This is a genomic window from Kiloniellales bacterium (assembly GCA_030066685.1).
In the GTDB taxonomy this organism is placed as follows: domain Bacteria; phylum Pseudomonadota; class Alphaproteobacteria; order Kiloniellales; family JAKSBE01; genus JAKSBE01.
The window spans coordinates 29477-54195 of record JASJBF010000038.1 but is presented as its reverse complement, the minus strand read 5'-3'; the positions used below and the strand labels follow the sequence as shown (position 1 = coordinate 54195).

Annotated in this window: 18 protein-coding genes; 14 read left to right on the top strand and 4 right to left on the bottom strand. The window is 69.6% G+C overall.

Features of this window, described 5'->3' with window-relative positions:
- Window positions 1–26: 26 nt before the first annotated feature.
- The 4 genes from ligA to QNJ30_21420 all read left to right on the top strand — a co-directional run bounded on the left by ligA (window position 27) and on the right by QNJ30_21420 (window position 6537).
- A complete protein-coding gene (gene ligA, locus QNJ30_21435; GenBank protein MDJ0946019.1) occupies window positions 27–2156 on the top strand; it encodes an NAD-dependent DNA ligase LigA in 2130 nt (709 codons plus the stop codon).
- Window positions 2157–2308: 152 nt separating this feature from the next.
- Entirely contained in the window at window positions 2309–3295 is a 987-nt protein-coding gene (locus tag QNJ30_21430) for a threonine/serine dehydratase (protein MDJ0946018.1), read from the top strand.
- 78 nt (window positions 3296–3373) lie between these two features.
- Entirely contained in the window at window positions 3374–5647 is a 2274-nt protein-coding gene (locus QNJ30_21425; GenBank protein MDJ0946017.1) for a UvrD-helicase domain-containing protein, read from the top strand.
- Window positions 5648–5661: 14 nt separating this feature from the next.
- Window positions 5662–6537 carry a 50S ribosomal protein L11 methyltransferase gene (locus QNJ30_21420; protein MDJ0946016.1) on the top strand — a complete coding sequence of 292 codons (876 nt, stop codon included), beginning with the start codon at window positions 5662–5664 and terminating at the stop codon, window positions 6535–6537.
- 71 nt (window positions 6538–6608) lie between these two features.
- Here QNJ30_21420 and QNJ30_21415 read toward each other — a convergent pair whose 3' ends face one another.
- The gene (locus tag QNJ30_21415; GenBank protein MDJ0946015.1) at window positions 6609–7241 is read right to left on the bottom strand and encodes a DUF1127 domain-containing protein; all 633 of its coding nucleotides are present in this window, start codon (window positions 7239–7241) and stop codon (window positions 6609–6611) included.
- 239 nt (window positions 7242–7480) lie between these two features.
- Between QNJ30_21415 and QNJ30_21410 the strand changes: the two genes are divergently transcribed.
- The 3 genes from QNJ30_21410 to QNJ30_21400 all read left to right on the top strand — a co-directional run bounded on the left by QNJ30_21410 (window position 7481) and on the right by QNJ30_21400 (window position 11810).
- Window positions 7481–9538 (top strand): aminopeptidase P family protein, encoded by a 2058-nt coding sequence (locus tag QNJ30_21410; protein ID MDJ0946014.1) that lies wholly within the window; start codon window positions 7481–7483, stop codon window positions 9536–9538.
- A 1-nt stretch (window position 9539) separates the two neighbouring features.
- Entirely contained in the window at window positions 9540–10700 is a 1161-nt protein-coding gene (locus tag QNJ30_21405) for a M14 family metallopeptidase (protein MDJ0946013.1), read from the top strand.
- Between the two features lie 78 nt (window positions 10701–10778).
- Entirely contained in the window at window positions 10779–11810 is a 1032-nt protein-coding gene (locus QNJ30_21400; GenBank protein MDJ0946012.1) for a S1C family serine protease, read from the top strand.
- 7 nt (window positions 11811–11817) lie between these two features.
- On the opposite strand, the gene QNJ30_21395 is transcribed toward QNJ30_21400, so the two are convergent.
- Window positions 11818–13611, bottom strand: coding sequence for a chloride channel protein (locus QNJ30_21395; protein MDJ0946011.1), 1794 nt, complete (start codon window positions 13609–13611; stop codon window positions 11818–11820).
- A gap of 25 nt (window positions 13612–13636) precedes the next feature.
- Window positions 13637–14134, bottom strand: coding sequence for a thioesterase family protein (locus tag QNJ30_21390; GenBank protein ID MDJ0946010.1), 498 nt, complete (start codon window positions 14132–14134; stop codon window positions 13637–13639).
- A gap of 162 nt (window positions 14135–14296) precedes the next feature.
- Here QNJ30_21390 and QNJ30_21385 point away from each other — a divergent pair, with 162 nt between their 5' ends.
- From QNJ30_21385 to QNJ30_21375, 3 genes are all read left to right on the top strand, one after another.
- A complete protein-coding gene (locus QNJ30_21385; GenBank protein MDJ0946009.1) occupies window positions 14297–15241 on the top strand; it encodes a hypothetical protein in 945 nt (314 codons plus the stop codon).
- Window positions 15242–15582: 341 nt separating this feature from the next.
- On the top strand, window positions 15583–16452 hold the full coding sequence (locus QNJ30_21380; GenBank protein MDJ0946008.1) for a VacJ family lipoprotein: 870 nt from the start codon (window positions 15583–15585) through the stop codon (window positions 16450–16452).
- Between the two features lie 67 nt (window positions 16453–16519).
- Window positions 16520–17161 carry an ABC transporter substrate-binding protein gene (locus tag QNJ30_21375; GenBank protein ID MDJ0946007.1) on the top strand — a complete coding sequence of 214 codons (642 nt, stop codon included), beginning with the start codon at window positions 16520–16522 and terminating at the stop codon, window positions 17159–17161.
- A 53-nt stretch (window positions 17162–17214) separates the two neighbouring features.
- Here the strand turns inward: QNJ30_21375 and ettA are convergent, their stop codons facing one another.
- Window positions 17215–18894 carry an energy-dependent translational throttle protein EttA gene (gene ettA, locus QNJ30_21370; GenBank protein MDJ0946006.1) on the bottom strand — a complete coding sequence of 560 codons (1680 nt, stop codon included), beginning with the start codon at window positions 18892–18894 and terminating at the stop codon, window positions 17215–17217.
- Between the two features lie 159 nt (window positions 18895–19053).
- Here ettA and QNJ30_21365 point away from each other — a divergent pair, with 159 nt between their 5' ends.
- From QNJ30_21365 to QNJ30_21350, 4 genes are all read left to right on the top strand, one after another.
- The gene (locus QNJ30_21365; GenBank protein MDJ0946005.1) at window positions 19054–19431 is read left to right on the top strand and encodes a response regulator; all 378 of its coding nucleotides are present in this window, start codon (window positions 19054–19056) and stop codon (window positions 19429–19431) included.
- A 28-nt stretch (window positions 19432–19459) separates the two neighbouring features.
- Entirely contained in the window at window positions 19460–21571 is a 2112-nt protein-coding gene (locus QNJ30_21360; protein ID MDJ0946004.1) for an exonuclease domain-containing protein, read from the top strand.
- A 97-nt stretch (window positions 21572–21668) separates the two neighbouring features.
- Window positions 21669–21941, top strand: a complete 273-nt coding sequence (locus tag QNJ30_21355) for a hypothetical protein (GenBank protein MDJ0946003.1) — start codon at window positions 21669–21671, stop codon at window positions 21939–21941.
- A gap of 3 nt (window positions 21942–21944) precedes the next feature.
- Complete coding sequence (locus tag QNJ30_21350) at window positions 21945–24707, top strand: sensor histidine kinase (protein ID MDJ0946002.1); 2763 nt, start codon at window positions 21945–21947, stop codon at window positions 24705–24707.
- Window positions 24708–24719 lie beyond the last annotated feature (12 nt).

Genomic DNA, 24719 nt, shown 5'->3' with positions numbered 1-24719 from the left:
GAGGGGAGCGGCCCGAGATCCAAGACATGACCGAGACACTTGCAAAGATCCCGGTTGAGAATTTGACCGAGGCGCAGGCGGCGGCGGAGCTGGCCCGCCTGGCCGAAGCGATCCGCTACCACGACACGCTCTACCATCAGCAGGACGCGCCGGAGATCTCGGACGCCGACTACGATGCCCTGCGCCGGCGCAACGACGCCATCGAGGCCCATTTCCCCGCTCTGGTCCGGGACGACAGCCCCAGCCGCAGCGTCGGCGCCGCGCCGGTGACCGGCTTCGCCAAGGTCACGCACCGGGTCCCGATGCTGTCGCTGTCCAACGCCTTCGCGGCCGAGGACGTTGCCGACTTCCTGGGCCGTATCCGCCGCTTCCTCGGCCTGGAGGACAGCGAGCCCGTCGACGTCGTGGCGGAGGCCAAGATCGACGGCCTCTCCATGTCCCTGCTCTACGAGGACGGCCGCCTGGTCACCGGCGCGACCCGCGGCGACGGCGCGGTCGGCGAGGACGTGACGGCCAACGTCCGCACCATCAAGGGCCTGCCGGAATCCCTGAAGGGGGCGGCGCCAAAGGTGATCGAGGTGCGGGGCGAGGTCTTCATGCGCCGCGACGACTTCCACGCCCTCAACGCCCGCCTCGCCGAGGCCGAGAAGGCGAAGACCTTCAAGAACCCGCGCAACGCGGCGGCGGGATCCTTGCGCCAGAAGGACCCGAAGATCACCGCCGAACGGCCCCTGCATTTCCTCGCCTACGCCTGGGGCGAGACCTCGGAGCCCCTGGGCGAGACCCAGTGGCAGGCGCGCGACCGCCTGGCCGGCTGGGGCTTCGAGATCAACGAGCCGGCCCGGCTCTGCCACAGCCTGGAAGAGATCCTGGCCTTCTACGACTGGGTCCAGGGCGAACGGGCGGAGCTGCCCCATGACATCGACGGCATCGTCTACAAGGTCGACCGGCTGGACTGGCAGAACCGTCTGGGCGTGGCGGGCCGGGCGCCGCGCTGGGCGACAGCGCACAAGTTCCCGGCCGAGCAGGCCGAGACCCTGCTGCGCGAGATCTCCATCCAGGTCGGCCGCACCGGGGCGCTGACTCCGGTCGCAAATCTGGAGCCGATCACCGTCGGCGGGGTCGTGGTCTCGCGCGCCACGCTTCACAACGAGGACGAGATCAAGCGCAAGGACATCCGCGAAGGCGACCACGTGATCATCCAGCGGGCCGGCGACGTCATCCCGCAGGTGGTCTCGGTGGTCGAGGCCAAGCGGCGGAAAGGCAGCAAGCCCTTCGCCTTCCCCACGACATGCCCCTGCCCGCTCGCAACCCCGGTGGTGCGGCCGGAGGGCGAGGCTGTGGCCCGCTGCAGCGGCGGGCTGGACTGCCCCTACCAGCAGGTCCGCCGCCTGATGCACTTCGTCAGCCGCGATGCCTTCGACATCGAGGGCCTGGGCGTGGAGAACATCCAGGAGTTCTGGGACGCCGGCCTGATCGAGGCGCCGGCGGACATCTTCCGCCTGAAGGACAGCCGCGAAGAAATTCTGGACCGGGAACGCTGGGCCGAGCAGTCGGTCGCCAACCTGCTGCAGGCGATCGAGGACCGGCGCCGCATCGGCCTCGACCGCTTCATCTACGCCCTCGGCATCCGCCAGGTCGGCCAGTCGACCGGCAAGCTGCTGGCCCGGACCTACGGCGAGCTGGAGGCCTGGCAGGCGGCGATGATCCAGGCCGCCGAGGAGCGCGCCGCCGCGCCCGAGGCCAAGAAACCGGCCGAGGTCGGCGAGGCCTATGCCGAGCTCTGCGGCATCGAGGGCATCGGCATGAGCATGGCCGACGACATCGGCGCCTTCTTCCGGGATCCGCAGCACAGGGCGATGGTCGAGGACCTGGCGGCGGAGCTGGAGGTCGAGGCAATCGCCGCGGCCGTGACCGATTCGCCGGTCGCCGGCAAGACCGTGGTCTTCACCGGCACCCTGGAGACCATGACCCGCAGCGAGGCCAAGGCCCGCGCCGAGGCCCTGGGCGCCAAGGTCTCGGGCTCGGTCTCGAAGAAGACCGACATCGTCGTCGCCGGCCCCGGCGCCGGCTCCAAGGCCAAGAAGGCCGCGGAGCTGGGCATCGAGACCCTGAGCGAAGAGGAATGGCTGGAGAAGATCGGCGGAAATGCCTGATGTTTATGGCTTGATGCCACAACCTCTCATCTGTCATCGCCGGACTTGATTCGGCGATCCATCGTGGCGCTTGTTGGATGGATGCCCGGATCGCGCGAAGCGCCGCGCGTACGCGCTCCGGGCATGACAGCTTGCGATTTGGGAAGCCCGAGATGAGTGACGCGAAAAGCACGCAAGCCGACTCCGCCGAGCCCCACTCCCCGGTCGCCCTGGCCGATATCGAGGCGGCGGCGGAGCGGATCCGCGGCGCGGTGCGGCGCACCCCGAACCTCGCGGCAGAGCCGTTGAAGGACTCCCTGCCGCTCGGCGAGCTGGTCCTGAAGCTCGAGAACCTGCAGGTGACCGGCTCGTTCAAGGCGCGCGGCGCCAGCAACACGCTGTTCAGCCTGCCCGAGGACGAGGTCCGGCGCGGCATCATCACCGCCTCGGGCGGCAACCACGGCCTGGCCGTCGCCTACGCCGGCTGGCGCGCCGAGACCCGGGCGGTGATCTACCTGCCCGCCTCCACCCCGGAAGCCAAGGTCGAGAAGCTCAGGGCCTGGGGTGCCGAGGTGGTGGTCGAGGGCGCGGTCTGGGACGACGCCAAGGACGCCGCCTTGACGACCGCCGAGGCGGAAGGCCTGACGTTCATCCATCCCTTCGACGATCCGCGGGTCGTCGCCGGCCAGGGCACGGTCGGGATCGAGATCCTGGAGGACGACCCGGGCCTGGACTACCTCTTCGTCGCGATCGGCGGCGGCGGCCTGATCTCCGGCGTGGCGACGGCGGTCAAGGCGCTGAAGCCCTCGATCACCGTGATCGGGGTCGAGCCGACGGGCGCGCCGACCCTCAAGGAGAGCCTCGCGGCGAAAGAGCTGGTCACCCTGCCGGAGATCACCACCGCGGCCGGCACCCTGGCGCCGCGCCGCTCGGCGGCGCTCAACCTGGAGATCATCGGCCGGACGGTCGACGAGATCGTCCTGGTCAGCGACGGGGAGATGGCCGCGGCCGCCCGCAGCCTCTGGTTCGAGCTCGGCATCGCCGCCGAGCTCTCGGGCGCCGCCGCCCTGGCCGCGATCCAGAAGGGCCGCTTCGCCCTGCCGCAAGACGCCCGGGTCGGCGCCCTGGTCTGCGGCGCCGGCACCGACGGGATCGCATAACCGGGCGACTCGCCCTACACTATAGGCAGAGGCTGGCTCCGCCGTTCGGGCCCGCCGACGCGAGAGTCGAAAGCGATCATGCCGGAAGCCATGCAAGAGCCGGCGGCGACGCCCGAGCCGCCGCACCTGAGGGGCCTGAACCCGGAGCAGCGCCAGGCCATCGAGAGCCTTGACGGCCCGGTGCTGGTCCTGGCCGGCGCCGGCACCGGCAAGACCCGGGTTCTGACCTCGCGCCTGGTGCAGCTGCTCTGGACCCGCAAGGCGCGGCCCTTCGAGGTCTTGGCAGTCACCTTCACCAACAAGGCGGCGCGGGAGATGAAGGACCGGGTCGGCGCCCTGCTCGGCCGGCCGGTCGAGGGCTGGTGGCTTGGCACCTTCCACGCGCTGGCCGCTCGGATTCTGCGTGAGCAGGCCGAGCGGGTCGGCCTCAAGCCCAACTTCACGATCCTCGACACCGACGACCAGCTGCGCCTCCTGAAGCAGATCCTCGAGGCCGAGGGCTTCGACGACAAGAAGTGGCCGGCCCGGGTGATCCTCTCGGCCTTCGAGCGCTGGAAGGACCGCGGCCTGACCCCGGACAAGGTCTCGGCCGGCGAGGCCGGGGACATCGCCGGCGGCCGCGCGGTCGAGCTCTACCGCGCCTACCAGGCGCGGCTGCTGGCGCTCAACGCCTGCGACTTCGGCGACCTGCTGCTGCACAACCTGACCCTCTTCCAGGCAGACGCCGAGCTCCTGAAGATCTACCAGGAGCGCTTCCGTTTTCTGCTGGTCGACGAGTACCAGGACAGCAACGTCGCCCAGTACCTCTGGCTACGGCTGCTGGCCCAGGACCACGGCAACATCTGCTGCGTCGGCGACGACGACCAGTCGATCTACGGCTGGCGGGGCGCGGAGGTCGGCAACATCCTGCGCTTCGAAAAGGACTTCCCCGGGGCCGTGGTGATCCGGCTGGAGCGCAACTACCGCTCGACCCCGAACATCCTGGCCGCCGCCTCGGGCCTGATCGCCCACAACGAGGGCCGCCTGGGCAAGACCCTCTGGACCGATGCCGAGGCCGACCCGGGCCCGCCGGTGCGGGTCCGCGGGCTCTGGGACGGCGAGGCCGAGGCCCGCTTCGTCGGCGAGGAGATCGAGGCCCTGCAGCGCCAGGGCCACCGCCTCTCCGAGATCGCGATCCTGGTCCGCACCGGCGCCCAGACCCGCGAGTTCGAGGAGCGCTTCATCACCCTGGGCCTGCCCTACCGGGTGGTCGGCGGCCCGCGCTTCTACGAGCGCCGGGAGATCCGCGACGCCCTGGCCTACTTGAGGATCCTCGCCTCGCCCAGCGACGACCTGGCCTTCGAGCGCATCGTCAACGTGCCCAAGCGGGGCATCGGCGACGCCACCCTGCGGCTGATCCACGCCGCCGCCCGGGCCGGCGACAAGCCGCTGCTCGCCGCCGCCGCCGACCTGGTCCAGACCGACGAGCTGCGCCCGGCCGCGCGCCGCAGCCTGGGCGACCTGATCGCCGGCATTGCCCGCTGGCGGCAGCTGACCGATCAGATCCCGCACACCGAGCTGGCCGAGATCGTGCTCGACGAATCCGGCTACACAGCGATGTGGCAGGCCGACCTCTCGGCCGACGCGCCCGGCCGCCTGGAGAACCTCAAGGAGCTGGTCTCGGCCATGGCCGAGTTCGAGAGCCTGGCCGGCTTCCTGGAGCACGTCAGCCTGGTCATGGAGACCATCCAGGGCGAGGGCCAGGACCTGGTCACGGTCATGACCCTGCACTCGGCCAAGGGCCTGGAGTTCGACAGCGTCTTCCTGGCCGGCTGGGAGGAAGGCCTCTTCCCCAACCAGCGGGCCCTGGACGAGACCGGCCTCAAGGGCCTGGAGGAGGAGCGCCGCCTGGCCTACGTCGGCCTGACCCGGGCCCGCCGCCAGACGGTGGTCAGCTTCGCCGCCAACCGGCGGCTGCACGGCTCCTGGGCGGCCGCCATCCCCTCGCGCTTCGTCGACGAGCTGCCAAAGGACCACGTCGAGGTCGAGAGCGACGCCGGGCTCTATGGCGCGACCGGCGGCGGCTTCGGCCCCCGGAGCGGCTTCGACGACTGGCAGAGCCACCGCTGGTCGCCGGGGCTGGAACGCGCCCAGCGCAATCGCGACCGGGCGGCCCCCTTCATCGAGGGCACGGCGACGGTGCTGGGCAGCGACGTGACTGACTTTCCGCCGGGCGCCCGCGTGTTCCACCAGAAGTTCGGCTACGGGACGGTCAGCGAGGTCACAGGCGACCGCCTGACCATCGACTTCGACAAGGCCGGGACGAAGAAGGTCATGGCCGGCTTCGTCATGCCGGAGCACCTGGCGGGCTGACCCGCCGTCGGATCATGGCAGGCTCCGGCTGGCGCATCGACCTGACGGTGCCCGCGGCGGCCCAGGCGGTCTTCGAGGCCGCCCTGGAGCCGGTCGGCGGTGCTCTCGCGATCGGTCTGCCGGGCGCCGACGGCCTGGTGCCATTTCAGGTCTATCTGCAGGAGCCGCCCGACCGGGGGGTTCTGCGCGCCTGTCTGGTGGACGCCGCAGAGGCCGTCGGCACGGAAGTTCCGGAGACCCGGATCGCGGCGCTGGCCGACACCGACTGGGTGGCGGAGAGCCAGAGCAACCTGCCGGCGATCCGCGCCGGGCGCTTCTACCTCCACGGCAGCCACGTCACCGGGCCGCCGCCGCCGGCCTCGATCCCGCTGCTGATCGACGCCAACGTCGCCTTCGGCACCGGCCGCCACGAGACCACCCGCGGCTGCCTCCTGGCCCTGGAGGGCCTCGCCAAGGCCGGCTTCCGACCGCGCCGCCTGCTCGACCTGGGCTGCGGCTCGGGCATCCTGGCCCTGGCCATGGCACGGCTCTGGCGGCGCCCGGTCCTGGCGGCGGACAACGATCCGGCCGCCGTGGCGGTTGCCCGGGTCAACGCCCGGATCAACCGGTGCGGCAGGTGGGTTCGGCCCTTGGTCTCGGAGGGCTACCGGCACCCTTCGCTACGGGCGGCCGGGCCTTTCGACCTGATCGCCGCCAACATCCTGGCCGAGCCCCTGGCCCGGATGGCGGTCGAGCTGCGCGCCCATCTGGCACCGGGCGGACGGGCCGTCCTTTCGGGGCTGCTGGTCAAGCAGGAGCGCTTGGTGCTGAACCCGCACCGGGCCCAGAAGCTACGCCTCGTCCGACGGTTGCGCCTTGCCGAGTGGTCGACCCTGGTCCTGCGCCGCTGATCGCGGATAGGAAAGAGGACGGTCCTGCAGGACCGCCCTCTTCGCTTCTCCATCGGGGCAATCGGCGTGGATCAGGCCGCCTTGCGCGTCACCGTGGGCTCGTTGGCGTTGGCCGGGCCCTGGACCATCAGATAGAAGGGCAGCAACAGGGCGGCGCTCAACTTGACCGTGAGGCCCGGCCGCGGGTCGGTCAGCGGGGTTTCCAGGCGCCAGGTCGGGCTCCGGCCCTCGAGCCGCGCGTCGACCACCTCGGGAATGGCCGCCCGTTCGACGCCGATGTCGCGCAGCAGCCGGTCGTCCAGAGCGGCCAGCTGGCCGATGGTCTGGCGCCGGATCGCGGCGCGCTTCAATTCGGCCTTGAGCCGCTGCAGCCAGCCGGCGGGATGGGGGTGCGCGGCCTGGCTCCTTTCAGTGGCGATGCGGCCGATATCGCCGCGCTCGACGCCGATGTCGCGCAGCAGACGGTCGTCGAGGTCTGCAAGCGCCGCAAGGGTGCGCCGGCGGGCGATGCCGCGCCGAACGGCGCAGACCAGGGCGGCAAGCCCCGAGGCGCGCCACAGCTTGGCCAGGCCACGGTTGATGTAGATCGCGCGTCGGCGCCGCGCTTCCAAGAGGAAGCGGTCGACCTCCGTGGGGTCGACGAACGTCGCCTGGGCCTTGGACCTCAGGATTTCCGCGCGTTCGGTCTCTGACAGGCGGGACATGATTGGATGACTCCTTGTCTCTAGCCAAAAATCCCAGCTTGGAAGGAGCTCCCCGAGACACCCGGTAGGAGGGTTTCTTCTTCTTGTTGCGTGGAATATACGAACGCCCCCGGAGCCGGCCGAGCGGTCGTTTTGCACTGCAGCATTGCCGGGCCTGCATGGCTTCCGGCAGCGATCTTGCCTGCTTCGCGAGGGCGCCTTAGCTTGCCGGTTCAGACCACCTCAGCCGGAGGCCCGAAGTGCCGGATTCAGCCCCGACCTACGCCGGAGACGCCGAGCTCGATCGCCTGCTGACCGCCGCCGGCGCCGACCGGGACGCGGCCGCCGTCCGCAGCCTCCTCGCCGGGGTCCTGGCCGCCCCCGAGGCCGAAAACCCCGAAGCCTGGATGGACCTTGTGGCGGAAGGGCGCAGTCCCGAGCTCGCGCGCCAGCTGGCGGCCCTGAAGCGGGACCTGGCCGCCGGCCTTAACGACGGCCTGGGCGCGGGGGCGGACCACGCCGCCCGCCTGGCGGACCTCAGGGCGGAGCTCGCGCACCGCGGCCTGCAGGGCTTCCTGGTGCCGCGCAGCGACGAGCACCAGGGCGAATACGTGCCGGCCCGCGCCCAGCGGCTTGCCTGGCTGACCGGCTTCACCGGCTCGGCCGGCGCCGCGCTGGTCCTGGCCGAGAAGGCCGCGGTTTTCGTCGACGGCCGCTACACCCTGCAGGTCCGCCAGCAGGTCGACACCGCGCTTTTCGACCCGGTTCACCTGGCCGAACAGTCGCCCGCCGACTGGATCGCCGAGAACCTGAAGGCCGGCGAGAAGCTCGGCTACGATCCCTGGCTGCACAGCGAGTCCCAGGTCAAGGGCCTGCGGGCCGCCGCCGAGAAGGCCGGCGCCAGCCTGGTGCCCTGCGACGGCAATCCCCTGGACGCGGTCTGGCGCGGCCAGCCGGCCCCGCCGCTGGCCCCCGTCCGGCCCCACGACCTGGCCTACGCCGGGCAGGCCACGGCCGAGAAGCGGGCGCAGATCGGCGCCGAGATCGAAGGCCGCGGCGCCGAGGCGGCGGTCCTGACCCTGCCGGACTCCATCGCCTGGCTGCTCAACGTCCGCGGCGGCGACGTCACCCACACCCCTTTTGCCCTGTCCTTCGCGATCCTGCGGGCCGACGGCGGCACGGCCTGGTACATCGACGACCGCAAGCTGACCACCGCGACGCGCCGGCATCTGGGCAATACGGTGGCCGTCGAGCCCCCAGAGGTCTTCGGCCCGGCCCTGGAGGCCTTGGGCAAGGCCGGCGCCAAGGTCACCCTCGACCCGGCCTCGGCCCCGGACTGGGCCTTCGAGCGCCTCAGGTCGAGCGGCGCGAAGGTGATCCCCGGTCCCGACCCCTGCCTGCTGCCCAAGGCGCGCAAGAACGAGGTCGAGATCGCCGGCGCCCGCGCCGCCCACCTGCGCGACGGGGCCGCCGTGACCCGGTTTCTCGCCTGGCTGGCGGCCGAGGCACCGGCCCGGGCCGGCAGGGACCCGGTGACCGAGACCGAGGCGGCCGAGCGCCTGGCCGCCTTCCGGCGCCGGAACGAGGAGTTCCGCGATCTGTCCTTCGACACCATCTCCGGGGCGGGCCCCAACGGCGCCATCGTGCACTACCGGGTCGACGAGACGAGCAACCGGGCCCTCGGCGCCGGCGAGCTCTACCTGGTCGATTCCGGCGCCCAATACCCGGACGGCACGACCGACGTCACGCGCACCCTGGCGGTCGGCGCGCCGAGCGAGGAGATGCGCGAGCGCTTCACCCGCGTGCTCAAGGGCCACATCGCCATCGCCACGGCGCGCTTTCCCAAGGGCACCACCGGGAGCCAGCTCGACACCCTGGCGCGGCGGCCCCTCTGGGAGGCCGGGCTCGACTTCGACCACGGCACCGGCCACGGTGTCGGCAGCTATCTTTCGGTCCACGAAGGCCCGCAGCGGATCTCCAAGGCGCCGAACCCGGTGCCGCTGGAACCCGGGATGATCGTCTCCAACGAGCCCGGCTACTACAAGGAAGGCGCCTACGGCATCCGCATCGAGAACCTGGTGACGGTGGTGCCGCTGAGCGCGCCACCGGAGAGCGAGCGGGAGATCCTGGGCTTCGAGACCCTGACCCTCGCCCCCATCGACCGGAACCTGATCGACGGACGGCTTCTCGACGATGCCGAGGTCGCCTGGCTGGACGCCTACCACACCCGCGTCCGGGAGGCCCTGACCCCGCAGCTCGAGCCGGAAACCGCAGCCTGGCTGGCGGCCGCGACGGCTCCCCTCGCCGGAGCGCGTTGACGTGACCAGGACGACCGAACGCCAGGCGCTGCTGCCCGGCGCCACGGGCACCCAGCGCACGCTGACCCTGCACCGCTACGGCGCGCCTGAGACGCGGCCCAAGGCCTATCTCCAGGCCGCCCTGCACGCCGACGAGACGCCGGGCCTCCTGGTCCTGCATCACCTGATCCGGCTTCTGGACGCGGCCGCCGCCCGGGGCGAGATCACCGGCCAGATCGTGATCCTGCCTTACGCCAACCCGATCGGCCTGGATCAGAACGTGAACGGCTATCACCTCGGCCGCCAACACCTGGGCGGCGGCGGCAACTTCAACCGCAACTGGCTCGACGTCAGCGAGCCGGTCGCCGAGGCCGTCGCCAAGGGACTCGGGCCGGACCCGGAGAAGAACGTCGAAGCGATCCGCGCCGCCCTGCGGGCCATCGTCGCCGGCCGGCGCGAGGCCCTGCCGCCGGATCAGCTCGGCGCCGAGCTGATCGACCACCGGCTGCGCCTGGCCCAGGAGGCGGCCGATTCCGACCTGGTGCTGGACCTGCATTGCGACCTGGAAGCCCTGATGCACATCTTCCTGATCCCGGCGCACTGGCCGGCGGCGCGGGATATCGTCGCCGAGCTGGGCTGCCGGGCCGCGTTGCTGGCGGCGGATTCCGGCGGCGGCTCCTTCGACGAGGCTTTCTCCACGCCCTGGACCAAGCTCGCCGGACGTTTCCCGGAGCATCCCATCCCGGCGGCCTGCCTCTCCGCCACGGTCGAGCTGCGTGGGCGCGGCGACGTTTCGGACGAGCTGGCGGCGGCCGACGCGGCGGCGCTTTTCCGCATCCTGCAGCGCCGCGGCTTCCTCGCCGGCGATCCCGGCCCCCTGCCGGAGCCGCTCTGCGAGGCGAGCCCCCTGGAGGCCGTCGACGTGCTGCGCGCCCCGGCGCCCGGCGTCCTGGCCTACAAGGTCGCCCTGGGCGAGCGCGTCAGGGAGGGCGATGTCGTCGCGGAGGTGATCGATCCGGCGGCCGAGCCCGAGGCGGCGCGGACCCCGGTCGTGGCCCACACCGATGGCCTGGTGCTGTCCCGCCACGTCCAGTTCTACGTCACGCCCGGCACCTCGATCGCGAAGGTCGTCGGCACCAAACCCCTGCCGCACCGAAGCGACGGTAACCTGCTCGAAGACTGAAACCCCGCGGAATCCAAGGGCCACGGGGCATCTTCGATGTCATTTGCACACGAAGCATGCTAGAATTATATCTTTATTATGACCGAGTCTTTCAGAGCCAGGGCAGGACTCTCGCGCGCGGTGGTAGCGGCCTTCGCCGTCGTCGTCCTTGCGGTTGGGCTCCTGCCCTTTGCGATCGCGGACGCGAGCGCCGAGGAGGCTTCGCAGTCCAGTCCGATCGATGCGGTCGTCGGCGTCGCCGCGAGGGTGCCGGCGGACGCCCGGACCGCGGAGCACCTCGGCACCGAACGGGAGGGCTCCGGCGTCGTGATCGGCGACGGCGACCTGGTGCTGACCATCGGCTATCTGATCATGGAAGCCGACCAGGTGGAGGTTCTGCTGCCCGGCGACAGACGGGTGCCGGCCGACATCGTGGCCTACGACTACGAGACCGGCTTCGGCCTTCTGCGGGCGCTTTCGCCTCTCGGAGTGCCGCCCATCGAGCTGGGCGAGTCCGCTGAGCTGCGGGAAGAGGCCCAGGTGCTCGCTGTCGGCTACGGGAGCCCGCCGCAGATCGTGCCCGCCAAGGTCGTCTCGCGGCGGACCTTCGCCGGCTATTGGGAATACCTCCTGCCGGAGGCCATCTTCACCGCGCCGCCGCATCCCAGCTTCGGCGGGGCCGCCTTGATCACCCGCGAGGGCAACCTGGTCGGAATCGGCTCGCTGATCGTCGGCGAGGCCGTGGAGGACGAGGCGCGGCCGGGCAACATGTTCGTGCCCATCGACGCCCTGCGGCCGATCTACACCGACCTGCTTGAGAAAGGCCGCGGCCTGGCCACATCGCGGCCCTGGCTGGGGGTCTACAGCGAAGAGTTCCGGGGCCACGTCATCGTCACCCGGGTTGCGCCGGGCGGTCCGGCCTCGCAGGCCGGGGTCAAGGCGAACGACGTGATCGCAGAGGTTGCCGGCGAGCCGGTGGCCACCCTGGCCGAGTTCTACCGTGCCATCTGGGCGCTGGGGAATGCCGGCGCAAAGGTGCCCCTGACCCTGGTCAGCCCGGGCGGCATCCGGCCGGTCACCGTCACCTCCGGCGACCGCTACGACTGGCTGAAGCTGGCGCCGACTTACTGAAGCACCACTAGAGCTCGCCGCGCTCCTCGGCCCGGGCCTGCTGCAGGGCCCGGTGGTAGGCGAGCATGACCTCATGCTCGTGCACCACCCCGAGAAGCTTCATCTCCTCGATCGAATCGACCACCGGCACGTGGACCTCGCCCGAGGCGCCGTAGACCTTGATGGCCGCTTCCAGATCGTCGCCGACCTGCAGCACCGTCGGATGCTGCCGGGCGACGTCGAGGGCGACCAAGGCCTCGTCGCGGCTGGTGTCGAAGGCGGCGTCGGCCAGGTCCGAAAAGGTGATGGTGCCGACCAGGTGCCCTTCGGGGTCGACGACGAAGAGCTCGCCCCAGGGCGCCCTGGACAGGCGCTCGCGGACCTGGGCCAGAGGGGCCTGCGCCGCGACGGTCTCGAAACGCTTGTCGGTGAAGCCGTCGATGGTGATGGTGCGCAGCAGGCTGATCTCCTGCCCGCCCTTGATCGTGATCCCCCGCCGCTCCAGCTGCCAGACGAAGAAGGAGCGGCCGTGAACCTGCTGGGTGATCACGCTGGCGATGACCGTCGCGATCATCACCGCGATGGTCAGGGAATAGTCGCCGGTCATCTCGAAGACGATCAGGATGGTCGAGATGGGCGCGCCCAGGACCGCCCCGGCGACCGCGCCCATGCCGACCACGGTGTAGGCGCCGTGCCCCGAGGACAGCTGGGGGAAGACCGAGGTCGCGACGATGCCGAAGGCGCCGCCTAGCATGGCCCCTATGTAGAGGGACGGCGAGAAGATGCCGCCGCCGAATCCGCTGCCCAGGCAGAGCGCCGTGGCCGCGCCCTTGACCACCATGAGGGCGATCAGGATCTGCAGATCGAGCCGCTCCGAGAGCGCGGCGTCGGTGGTCTCGTAGCCGACGCCCAGGACTTGCGGGAAGCCGAGCGCGATCAGGCCGAGGAGAAGCCCGGCGAGGGCGGGCCGCGCCCAGGACGGGACCGGGACCCGGGACCAGATGTCCTCGGTCAGCATGACGGAGCGCATCAGCACGATGGCGGCGACGGCACTGGCGACGCCGAGCATGGCGAAGGCCGGGAACTCCAGGAAGGACGCGATCTCCCGCGATTCCGGCAGGATGAAGGCCGGAAAGTCGCCGAAGTACATGCGGCTGACGATGGTTCCCGTGACCCCGGCGATGACGATGGGCGCGAAGGCCGAAAGCGCGTAGTGGCCGATGACGACCTCGAGGGCGAAGAAGACGCCGGCGATGGGCGCGTTGAACGAGGCCGCCACCGCTGCGGCGACGCCGCAACCCAGAAGCGTGCGCGAAAGCACCCGGCCGAGCTGCAGCCGCCTGGCGAGCCAGCCGCCCAGGCAGGCCCCGAGATGGACGACCGGGCCCTCGCGGCCGACCGAGGCCCCGACTCCGATCGAGGCGGCGCTGACGAAGGCCGCGCTGAGCCCGTTCTTCAACGACATCCGGCCGCCGCGCAGCGCGCTGGCCTCGATCACCTGGGCGACCCCCAAGGGCCGGCGCCCGGGCATGACGTAGTAGACGAGAAGGCCGATCGCCAGTCCGCCGAGGCTCGGCACCAGCAGGAGGTGCCAGAACGGCAGTTCCGGCGCCAGCCGGGTGAGGAAATCGGGATCGACGCCGAAGAAGACGCGCTGGAAGAAATCGATTCCGAGCCGGAACACGATCGCCGCGCCGCCGCCGGCCGCGCCGACGACCACCGCCAGGGTGGAGAGCACGACGAGGTCGTTGCGCCCGAAGCGCTTGAGCCCGCGGAAGATCGACTTCCAGGACGGCCGGCCCGGCTTGGAGGCTTCGGACATGCCACGCCGCCCTGCGCGCCGCCGGTCAGGCGCCCGGAACCAGAGCGGTCGGACGGCGGATCATCCGTCCCGCCTCCTCGGGCCAGGGCAAGGCAGCATGGCTCGCCATGACCTGGGCCAGCCGCGCCTGGATCTGCGCCGGCATCGGCCCGACCTTGCGGGCCTTGAGGTCGACGTGCAAGGTCATCCATTCGATCGTCGAGGCCAGGAAGCCCGCCTCGGCGTGATACATCCGATGCAGATAGTGGATCCGTTTTTCGTCGTAGCCGAGCAGCTGGGTCGTGAAGCGCAGGGGATCGCCCTCGACGACCTCGCGCTGATAGGTGATGTGCGCCTCGACCGAGAAGGTCGAGGACCCCGCCGCCGCGCGCAGGGCCTCGTCGAGCCCGAGGAAGTCCAGGAAAGCGTCGGTCGCCCAGTCGAAGACCAGGACGTAGTAGGCCACGTTCATGTGGCCGTTGTAGTCGATCCAATCGGACTCGACGACGGCGCGGTAGATCTCGAGCGGCGCCGGGATGGTCATGACATCTCCGTGACTGGGGACGGCTCCAGGTGGGCTTCAGGAAAGCGCCGCCGCGAAACATAGTCCATTGGCCGGAAGCGGCAAAGCGGCTAGCGTCAGCGCCCGCGGGCGCCGCCTTCGCGCGGGGCATCGATATCAGGGCGGAAGGCAGGCGGCGGGACGATGGTCAGGGTCCTCGAGTTCCTCGGCGGCAACGCGATCCCGGCGCTCTTCCTGGGCGTCTTCCTCGGCCTGCTGCTGCCCGATCTCGCCGCCCTGGCCCGCCCGCTTCTCGGCCCCTGCGTCGTGATCCTGCTGCTGGCCACGCTGCTTCGGGTCGACTGGGAGGGACTGCGGCACTACGCCCGGCGTCCCGGCCTCGCCGTCCTGGCCACGACCTGGCTGCTGATCGCCTCGCCGGTCTTGATCTGGGTCCTGGTGGTGCCCCTCGGCCTGCTACCGCCGGCGCTCGCCACCGCCCTGGTGCTGATGGCCGCCGCGCCGCCGATCCTGGGCGCCACCTCGATCGCGATCATCCTCGGCCTGGACGGCGCGCTGATCATGGTCGTGACGCTCTTTGCCAGCCTGCTGGCGCCGCTGACCATTCCGCCGCTGGCCCTGGCGCTCCTCGGCCTGGAGCTGGAGGTCTCGGTCCTGGAGTTCACCTTACGGCTCTCGGCCGTGGTCTTTCTCGCCTTCGCCGGCGCGCTGGTTCTGCGCCGCCTGACCTCGCCGGCCTGGCTGGCCAGCCGTGCCCGTCACATTGACGGCCTGGTCGTGGTCGTCATGGTCGTCTTCGCCGTCGCGATCATGGCCGGGGTCACCGATACCCTGCTGGCCCGGCCCGGCATCGTCGCCCTCTGGGTCGCCGCCGCCTTCGTCGCCAACCCCCTGCTCCAGGCCCTGGGCGCTCTGATTTTCCTCTGGCTCGGGCGTCGCGCCGCCCTGACCATCGGCCTGGCCTCCGGCAACTGCAACATGGGCTTGCTGATGGCCGCCCTGCCGCCGGACAGCGATTTCGACGTCTTCCTGTTCTTCGCCCTGGCGCAGCTGCCCATGTACATGCTGCCGGCGGCGCTGTCGCCGCTCTATCGCCGGGCCACGGCAGGGCCGGCGCCGGGGGCCTGAGGACCGGCCCGAAGTCGCCGCCGATCGCCCCGGTCGGAGCCCAATCCGGGCGGAAGTCCGCCGGGAATTGCCGCACGAGGGCAATTCTCTGTCTCTTTTCCATCAATCGAGCCCCATCTAGCCTTTCGCGCGCCACTATGATAAGGCGATGGCGCGCTGCCGGGTCTCCAGGGGCGGTCGGGCAGCCTGCCAAGGGCAAGACGGAAGGGGCAGGCTTTCCGCGAGGAAGGGAGACCGGCGGGGCCGGGGCGGCAGGCTTGCCTGGGATCGCCCGGAAAGGATCTGCCCATTGGGGCCTTGGGGCGGGCAAAAAAAGAGATGACAAGGACTTGAGGAGGCCCATGCGCTTCATTCCAATCTGGCGAATCTTGCTGGTCGCTGCGATCCTCGCAGCTTCGCTGGGCGCTTGCGCGTCCCAGCCCAACGAGGCGGATCCGGAACCGGGGTTCGAGGAGGTTTCCGACCCGCTCGAGCCCCTGAACAGGACGGTCTTCGACATCAATCTCCTGCTCGACGATCTGCTCATCCGGCCGATCGCCGAGCCCTATCGCGAACTGATGCCGGTCTTCATCCAGGACATCATCCGCAACATCATTCGCCTGGCCGACACGCCGGTCAACATGGCGAACGCGATCCTTCAGGGCGATGTCGACGCGATGGAGAACATCACGGCGCGCCTGCTGATCAACCTGACCGTCGGTGTCGGCGGGCTCTTCGACATCGCGGCCGACAGCGGTTATCCCTATCGCAGCAAGGATTTCGGCCAGACCCTCGGCGTTTGGGGAGTCGACCCGGGCTTCTACCTCGTGCTTCCGATCCTCGGCCCCAGCAGCGCCCGGGATGCCACCGGCAAGTTCGTCGACATCTTCTTCGACCCGCTGACCTACCTCGGCGGCTTCGAGCTCGCCGGCATCGAAGGCAAGTACGACGCGGCCCGGACCGCCAGCCTCGCCAAGACCATCGCCAACGGCATCGACGTCAGAGCGCGAAATATCGAAGCCGTCGACGACTTGCGCCGCGATTCGGTGGACTTCTACGCCCGCGTGCGCAGCCTCTGGTACCAGAACCGGCAGGCCGAGATTCGCGAAGCGACGCCCGGGGATGCCCCCTTGCCGGAGTTCCCCGACGAGTTCCTGGAAGACCTGGAAGACGAGGACGAAAACTTGGATGCCGATCCGCCGGATGGGGCAGCCGAAAGCCCGCCGTCGTAGCCGGGTCTGAACCCGTGTGGGCAGGAAGGGGGAGTTTCTTGCCGGAGAGATAGGGAGCCAAGAGACGGTGTTCACGGGGAGACGGCGGCCTGCCGCAACGGTCGCGACGGTGATCTTCCTCGTTCTGGCGGCGGCCGGAACGGCGGCAGCGGAAAACGAGGACCCCGGCGACTTTCTGATCGCTCTCAGCCAGCGGGCAATCGCCGAGCTGAGCGATCAATCGATCGGCGAGGCCGAGCGGCAAAAGCGCTTCCGAGAGCTTCTGCGGGCCAACTTCGAGATGCGTGCGATCGCCCGCTTCGTCTTGGGGGCCTACGCGCGCAGAGCCGACCCCGAGGCTCAGGCCGCTTTCCTGGCCGCCTTCGAAGAGGTCCTGATCCAGCGCTTCCTGCCCTACTTCCGGGACTATCGCGGCGAGGCCTTTACCGTCAAGAAAGTCCGGCCCGACCCGACCAATCCCAAGCTCAGCCTGGTGATATCCGACATCATCCTGACCGACGGCAAGACCCTCCCCGTGGGCTGGCGCGTCCGCAGAACCAAAAGCGGCTTCAAGATCTTCGACGTCGTCGCCGAGGGCGTTAGCCTGGCAATCACCTTCAGGTCCGAGTACGCCGCGGTCCTGAAGCGCTCCGGCGGCGACCTGCCCGGTCTCACAGCCCAATTGCGCGCGAAGCTTGCCAACGGCAGCTTCGCGCCAAAGACGGAATGAAGGCCCAGACCGCGGCAGACGCCCTCGGGAGGCCGGATTGATCCGGCCCAAGTCTAACGCGTCAGCGGCTTGTACTTGATCCGGTGCGGGCGGTCGGCCTCGTCGCCCAGGCGGCGCCGGCGGTCGGCCTCGTAGTCCTCGTAGTTGCCCTGGAACCAGACCACCTGGCTGTCGCCCTCGAAGGCCAGGATGTGGGTCGCGACCCGGTCGAGGAACCAGCGGTCGTGGCTGATGATCAGGGCGCAGCCGGCGAAGTCGTCCAGCGCCCCTTCCAGGGCCCGCAGGGTGTCCACGTCGAGGTCGTTGGTCGGCTCGTCCAGCAGCAGCACGTTGGCGCCGGACTTCAGCATCTTGGCCAGGTGGACCCGGTTGCGCTCGCCGCCCGAGAGCTGCCCGACCTTCTTCTGCTGGTCCGGTCCGCGGAAGTTGAAGGCGCCGACGTAGGCGCGCGACGGGGTCGTCTTCTTGCCGAGCTCGATCTGCTCCAGGCCATCGGAGATCTCCTCCCAGACCGTCTTGTCCGGCGCTAGGCTGTCGCGGGACTGGTCGACGTAGCCGAGCTTCACGGTCTCCCCGACCTTGAGGCTGCCGGCATCGGGTTGCTCCTGGCCGACCAGCATCCGGAACAAGGTGGTCTTGCCGGCGCCGTTGGCGCCGATGATGCCGACGATGCCTGCCGGCGGCAGCTGGAAGTCCAGGTTCTCGATCAGCAGCTTGTCGTCGAAGGCCTTACCGAGGCCCTCGGCCTCGATCACCAGGTCGCCGAGGCGCGGCCCCGGCGGAATCACGATGCGGCCAGGTTCCGGGGCCGCCGCGCCGCCCTCGGCCAGGAGCTTCTCGTAGGCCGAGAGGCGCGCTTTGGACTTGGCCTGGCGGGCCCGCGGACTCTGCTGGATCCACTCCAGCTCGCGCGACAGCGTCCGCTGCCGGGCCGCCTCGGCCTTGCCTTCCTGGGCCAGGCGCTTCTGCTTCTGCTCGAGCCAGCCGGAGTAGTTGCCCTCGAAGGGGAAGCCCCTGCCACGGTCGAGCTCCAGGATCCAGCCGGCGACGTGGTCCAGGAAGTAGCGGTCGTGGGTTACGGCCACCACTGTGCCCTGATAGTCCTGCAGGTGCCGCTCCAGCCAGGCCACCGATTCGGCGTCCAGGTGGTTGGTCGGCTCGTCCAGCAGCAGCAGGTCCGGCTTCTGCAGCAGCAGCCGGGCCAGGGCGACCCGGCGCCGCTCGCCGCCCGAGAGCGTGCCGACCTCCGCATCGCCCGGCGGACAGCGCAGGGCATCCATGGCGATTTCGACCGTCCGCTCCAGGTCCCAGGCATCTGCGGCGTCGATCCGCTCCTGAAGCTCGGCCTGCTCGGCGATCAGGGCATCCATTTCCTCGGGCGTCAACTCCTCGGCGAAGCGCGCGCTGACCGCTTCGAAGCGGTCCAGCAGGGCCTTGGTTTCGGCCATGCCCTCCATGACGTTGCCGGCGACGTCCTTCGCCGGGTCGAGCTCCGGCTCCTGCGGCAGGAAGCCGACGCTCGCGCCCTTGGCGGCCCAGGCCTCGCCGACGAAGTCGTCGTCGAGCCCGGCCATGATCTTGAGCAGGGTCGACTTGCCGGCGCCGTTCAGGCCCAAGACGCCGATCTTTGCCCCCGGCAGGAAGGACAGCCAGATGTCCTTCAGGACCTCGCGGCCGCCCTTGAAGGTCTTGCCGAGGCCCTTCATGACATAAACGTACTGATAGGACGCCACGCTCGTCTCCGGAATGAGGCTGGGAACCGGGCGGGGTTCTATCCCAGTGCCCAGGCGCTGGCAATGCCCGCCGCAGGAGGCTAGTCTTGAGTCGGCCGAAGAAGGACACCCCCGCGCAGCGGATAAGAGGGGTGCCGGTGGCTTAGGGAGGCTGGCCGGATGTCGCATTCCGTCCTGGTCGTGGACGACGAGCCCAACATCGTGATGTCCCTGGAGTTCCTGATGGAACAGGCAGGGTTCGAGGTCCGCGTCGCGGCCGACGGCGAAGCTGCGCTCAAGGCCATGGCAGACAAGGTCCCGGATCTCGTCCTGCTCGACGTCATGATGCCGAAGCGCGACGGCTACGACCTCTGCCAGATCATCCGCGCCAAGCCCGAGTGGAAGGATGTCCGGATCATCATGCTGACCGCCAAGGGCCGCGAAGTGGAGCGGGAGAAGGGCATGGCCCTGGGTGCTGACGACTACGTGACCAAGCCCTTCTCGACCCGCGAGCTTGTGGAGCGCGTCAAGACCTTCCTGGAGGACCGGGAGAGCTGAGGACCAAGGCTCTGGAGCTCACCGGGGAATGACGACACGGCGCTTTTTTGTCCTGATTTTCCTCGCCCTCGGCATCTTGGGGCTGAGTGCGGTCCTGGGGCTTGCCAGCTTCGCCTTCGTGACCCTGAGCGGTAGCGAGTCTCACCTACCCGGGATGGTCCTGCTGTTTGGCGTCGTTCTGGCGCTCGGCCTGGTCGCCGCCACGGCGGTGGCCTGGGTGATCGTCGAACAACGTCTGGTGCGTCCGCTGTCGCGGCTGACCAGCCGGCTCCATACGGTCAGCCGGGCCGGCGCCGAGGCGGGCGTAGAGATCGCCGAGGCCCATACCCTGGGCCCGCTGCACGAGGCCATCAAGGAAGTCAGCCGCGAGCTGAGGACGGCGCGCAGCGAGGTGGTCAAAGCCATGGCGGGCGCCAGCGCCCGCAGCGAAGAGCAGCGCGGCTGGCTGGAAGCGATCCTGCGCGACCTCAGCGAGGCGGTCGTGGTCTGCAACCTCGATCACAAGATCCTGCTCTACAACAAGGCCGCGCAGCTGGCCCTGGAGGCCCCCGAGACGACGGGCCTGGGCCGCTCGGTGCTCGAGCTGGTCGGAGAGGAGGCGGTTTGCCACGCCCTGAGCCGCCTGCGCCGGCGCGCCACGGGCGAGGCTTCGGCGCAGCATCCCGAGACCGCCGAGCTGCTGTGCCTGGCCAAGACGACCAGCAATCTCCTGCATGGCCGGATGACCTTGATCTTCGATTCCCAGGGCGCGGCGCGGGGCTACGTGGTGGTCTTTTCCGAGGCCGGACGGGAGCGGGCCCGCTTTGCCAGACGGGACCTTCTGCTGCGCCGGGCCACGGAGGGCTTTCGCGCCCCCCTCGCCAACCTGAGGGCGGCGGTCGAGATGTTGATCGAGCACCCGGAGCTGGACAGCGCGCGCCGGCGCGCCTTCGACCGCGTGGTCGCCGAGGAGAGCTTGCGGCTCAGCGATCAGCTGGAGACGCTGACCGAGTCCTACGAAGCGCTCAAGTCCGAAGCCCTGCTGCTGGGCAACGTCTTGGCTCAGGATCTTTTCGACTCCCTGAAGGATGAGCTCGAGGCCGAGGCCGGCCCACGCCTTGAGGTCGGCGGCGGCGCGGTCTGGCTTCGGGGCGACAGCCTCGCCCTGCAATGGGTCCTGAACCGCTTGATCCTGAAGCTGTCGGCGTCCTTGAAGCCGAAGAGCTTCACCCTGGAGGCGGTCCAACTCGACAACCACAGCGCCCTCGACCTGCGTTGGCCGAGCGGACCGCTGGCCCAGCGCGAGCTGGATCGCTGGCTCCAAGAGCGGCTCGAGGATTCGGCGACCGCAGGCTCGCTCCAGGAGGTCCTCGAGCAGCACGGTGCCGAGGTGTGGTCCCTGGGCGATCGAGGGGCCAAGCCGGGCCTGCGTCTCGCCCTGCCGTCGGGCGTGCCGCCGGGCGGCCCCGAGGCGCCAGGCGCTCTGCCGCCGCGGCCGGAGTTCTACGACTTCGACCTGTTCCAGCGGCAGGCCCCGCTGGCGGCGGCCGGAGACCGCGTGCTCTCCGAGCTGTCCTACGTCGTCTTCGATACCGAGACCACGGGCCTCAACCCCTCCGGCGGCGACGAGATCATCCAGATCGCCGGGGTGCGCATCGTGAACGGACGAGTCCTTAGCGGCGAGACCTTCGAACGCCTCGTCAACCCGGGCAAGCCGATTCCCAAGGCCTCGATCCGCTTTCATGGGATCACCGACGAGATGGTGCAGGACGTGCCCGCCGCACAGACGGTCCTGCCCCAGTTCCACCTCTTCGCCGCCGACGCGGTGCTGATCGCCCACAACGCCGCCTTCGACATGAAGTTCCTTCGGCTCAAGGAAAGCGCCTGCAACGTCGTCTTCGACAATCCGGTGCTGGACACCCTGCTGCTTTCGGTCTGGCTGCATCCGGAGGAGCAGAACCACACCCTGGACGCGATCGCCGAGCGTCTGGGTGTCGAGGTCTGGGGCCGGCATACCGCGATGGGGGACACAATGGTCACCGCCGAGGTCTTCCTGGCCATGCTCAAGCTGCTCGAGGCGCGCGGCATCACCACCCTGGGTGCCGCCTTCCATGCCTCCGAGGAGATGGTCGAGATCCGGCGGCGGCAGGAGGAATTTTAGTGATTCCAACCATTTCCTCCCCAGTGCCAAGCTTCGCCGGCAGGTGTAGACTTGGCCGGTCAGACCCAAGTGCGATGGACCATCGAGGACCAAGCGCATGCCGAGGCGCGGAACCAGAGGCGAACGCCACCTGGCCCTGTTTCTTCTGGGCCTGGTCCTGCTGAGCCCACCCCTGCTGTCGATCTTCGACGGGCCGGGCTCGCTCTTCGGCATCCCGCTGCTCTACATCTATCTCTTCGCGGCCTGGGCCGCGCTGATCGGCTTGACCGCCCTGACCTCGGAACGCTGGCGGCGGGTCCCCGGCCACCGTCCCCTGGCCGGACGGCCGGACTCGGCCAGGCAGGAATCCGTGGCCCGAGACGGGGGCTGAGCCATGCTGTCCGGCTGGGTTGTCCTGCCCGTCGCCTGCGCCTACCTCTGCCTGCTCTTCGCGATCGCGTATTACGGCGACAAGCGCGCCCAAGAGGGCCGCAGCCTGATCGCCAACCCCTACATCTATACGCTGTCGATCGCGGTCTACTGCACCTCCTGGACCTTCTACGGCAGCGTCGGCCGGGCGGCCCAGGACGGGGTCGCCTTCCTGCCGATCTACCTCGGCCCGACCCTGACCTTCGTGCTCTGGTGGTTCGTGCTGGCGAAGATCCTGCGGATCAGCAAGGTCAATCGGATCACCTCGATCGCCGACTTCATCTCCTCACGCTACGGCAAGAGCACGATGATCTCGGGCCTGGTCACCGTGATCGCCGTGGTCGGGATCATGCCGTACATCGCGCTGCAGTTGAAAGCCGTCTCGACCAGCTTCAACCTGCTGCTGCACTATCCCAACCTCGAAGCCACGCCACCCATCTTCGAGGTGCCCTTCCCCGCCGATACCGCCTTCCTGGTGACCACCGCCCTGGCGATCTTCACGATCCTCTTCGGGACCCGCCAGATCGACGCGGCCGAGCATCACGAGGGCATGGTCGCGGCGATCGCCTTCGAATCCATCGTCAAGTTGCTCGCCTTCCTCGCAGTCGGGATCTTCGTCACCTTCGGCCTCTACGGCGGCTTCGCGGACCTCTTCGCCGTGGCCGGCGCCGAGCCCCAGATCGCCCGCCTCTTCAGCGTGGACAGCGACGGCGGCTACAGCCAGTGGGTGACGCTGACCCTGCTGTCGATGGCCGCGATCATCTGCCTGCCGCGGCAGTTCCAAGTGACCGTGGTCGAGAACGTCGACGAGCGGCACCTGCACAAGGCGGTCTGGCTCTTCCCGCTCTACCTGCTGGTGATCAACATCTTCGTGCTGCCGATCGCGCTGGCCGGCCTGATGCAGTTCCCAGACGGCAGCGTCGATGCCGATACCTTCGTGCTCACCCTGCCGCTTGCCGCCGAGCGGGACGGCCTGGCGCTCCTGGTCTTCATCGGCGGCCTCTCCGCGGCCACCGGCATGGTGATCGTCGCGACCATCGCGCTGAGCACCATGGTCTGCAACGACCTGGTCATGCCGACCCTGCTGCGCATGCCCTGGCTGCGCCTGTCCGAGGAACGCGACCTGACCGGCCTGCTGCTGGCGATCCGGCGCGGCAGCATCATCGTGATTCTCGCGATGAGCTACATCTACTACCGCTACATCGGCGAGTCCTACGCCCTGGTCACCATCGGCCTGGTCTCCTTCGCCGCCGCGGCCCAGTTCGCCCCGGCCATCATCGGCGGCATCTTCTGGAAAGGCGGCACCCGGACCGGCGCCCTGATCGGCCTCAGCCTCGGCTTCGCGCTCTGGGCCTACACCCTCTTCCTGCCGTCCATGGCCCGCTCCGGCTGGCTCAGCATCACCTTTGTCGAGCTCGGGCCCTTCGGGATCGAGCTCCTGCATCCCTACCGGCTCTTTGGCCTGGAGGGCCTGGACCACGTCACCCACGCCCTTTTCTGGAGCCTGCTCGGCAATATCGGCGGCTACATCGTCGGCTCGCTCTTCGGCCGGGAGACCGCCCTGGAGCGGATCCAGGCGGCGATCTTCGTCGACGTCTTCCGCCACAGCGAGAGCCAGCGCGGCTCGGGCCTTTGGCGCGGCACCGCGACCTTCGCCGACGTCTACGACGTGGTCGTGCGCTTTCTCGGCAAGCAGCCCGCCGACCGCGCCTTCGCCCGCTATGCCGCGGAGCGCAACTTCAACCTGGACAAGCTGGAGGAGGCTGATTCCAGGCTGCTGCACTTCACCGAGCGACTGCTGGCGGGCGCGATCGGGGCGGCCTCGGCGAGGGTCATGCTCGCCTCCGTCGTCAAGGGCGAGATGATCCGGATCGACGAGGTCATGAAGATCCTCGACGAGACCTCACAGGTGATCGAGTACAGCCACCGCCTGGAGCAGAAGTCGAGCGAGCTGGAGCACGCCTACTCCGAGCTGCGCGCCGCCAACCGGCGCCTGACCGAACTGGACCGCTTGAAGGACGACTTCATCTCGACGGTCAGCCACGAGCTGCGCACGCCGCTGACCTCGATCCGCTCGTTCAGCGAGATTCTCTACGACAATCCCTCGCTCGACCTGGCCCAGCGTGGCGAGTTCCTTAACGTCATCATCAAGGAGAGCGAGCGCCTGACCCGGCTGATCAACCAGATCCTCGACCTGGCCAAGATGGAGGCCGGCAGCATGGAGTGGAACATGGCCGACTTCGAACCGGGAGCGGCGATCGAGGAGGCGATCGCCGCAACCCACGCCCTGTTCCGGGAGCGCGGGGTCGAGCTGGAGGTGGGCCTGCCGAACCGTCTCCCCGAGGTCCACGCCGACCGGGACCGGCTGGTTCAGGTCACAGTGAACCTGCTGTCCAACGCGGTGAAGTTCTGCGATCCCGAGGCCGGCCGGGTGACGGTCGAGGCGCAGCCGCGCGCGGCGGATCTCCTGGTGGTGGTCGCCGACAACGGCGCCGGCCTGTCCCGCGAGGAGCAGCGCCGCGCCTTCGAGAAGTTCCAGGCCCTGCGCGAAGACCTGGCGCACAACCTCCAGGGCACCGGCCTGGGCTTGCCGATCTGCCGGCAGATCGTCGAGCACTTCGGTGGCCGGATCTGGGTCGAGAGCGAGCCCGGCGCGGGCGCCCGCTTCGCCTTCACCCTGCCCTATCCCGAAGCCGCTCGGGCCGCCTTCGGGACCGCCGCGAAGTAGCTGGGCGGGACC

Excerpts from the sequence above, each read along its gene's own strand:
- QNJ30_21400 (MDJ0946012.1), top strand. The coding sequence starts at position 10,779 with ATGACCGAGTCTTTCAGAGCCAGGGCAGGACTCTCGCGCGCGGTGGTA.
- QNJ30_21365 (MDJ0946005.1), top strand. The coding sequence starts at position 19,054 with ATGTCGCATTCCGTCCTGGTCGTGGACGACGAGCCCAACATCGTGATG.
- QNJ30_21425 (MDJ0946017.1), top strand. The coding sequence starts at position 3,374 with ATGCCGGAAGCCATGCAAGAGCCGGCGGCGACGCCCGAGCCGCCGCAC.
- QNJ30_21350 (MDJ0946002.1), top strand. The coding sequence starts at position 21,945 with ATGCTGTCCGGCTGGGTTGTCCTGCCCGTCGCCTGCGCCTACCTCTGC.
- QNJ30_21395 (MDJ0946011.1), bottom strand. The coding sequence starts at position 13,611 with ATGTCCGAAGCCTCCAAGCCGGGCCGGCCGTCCTGGAAGTCGATCTTC.
- QNJ30_21385 (MDJ0946009.1), top strand. The coding sequence starts at position 14,297 with ATGGTCAGGGTCCTCGAGTTCCTCGGCGGCAACGCGATCCCGGCGCTC.
- QNJ30_21420 (MDJ0946016.1), top strand. The coding sequence starts at position 5,662 with ATGGCAGGCTCCGGCTGGCGCATCGACCTGACGGTGCCCGCGGCGGCC.
- QNJ30_21390 (MDJ0946010.1), bottom strand. The coding sequence starts at position 14,134 with ATGACCATCCCGGCGCCGCTCGAGATCTACCGCGCCGTCGTCGAGTCC.
- QNJ30_21380 (MDJ0946008.1), top strand. The coding sequence starts at position 15,583 with ATGCGCTTCATTCCAATCTGGCGAATCTTGCTGGTCGCTGCGATCCTC.
- QNJ30_21415 (MDJ0946015.1), bottom strand. The coding sequence starts at position 7,241 with ATGTCCCGCCTGTCAGAGACCGAACGCGCGGAAATCCTGAGGTCCAAG.
- QNJ30_21355 (MDJ0946003.1), top strand. The coding sequence starts at position 21,669 with ATGCCGAGGCGCGGAACCAGAGGCGAACGCCACCTGGCCCTGTTTCTT.
- ligA (MDJ0946019.1), top strand. The coding sequence starts at position 27 with ATGACCGAGACACTTGCAAAGATCCCGGTTGAGAATTTGACCGAGGCG.
- QNJ30_21430 (MDJ0946018.1), top strand. The coding sequence starts at position 2,309 with ATGAGTGACGCGAAAAGCACGCAAGCCGACTCCGCCGAGCCCCACTCC.
- QNJ30_21360 (MDJ0946004.1), top strand. The coding sequence starts at position 19,460 with ATGACGACACGGCGCTTTTTTGTCCTGATTTTCCTCGCCCTCGGCATC.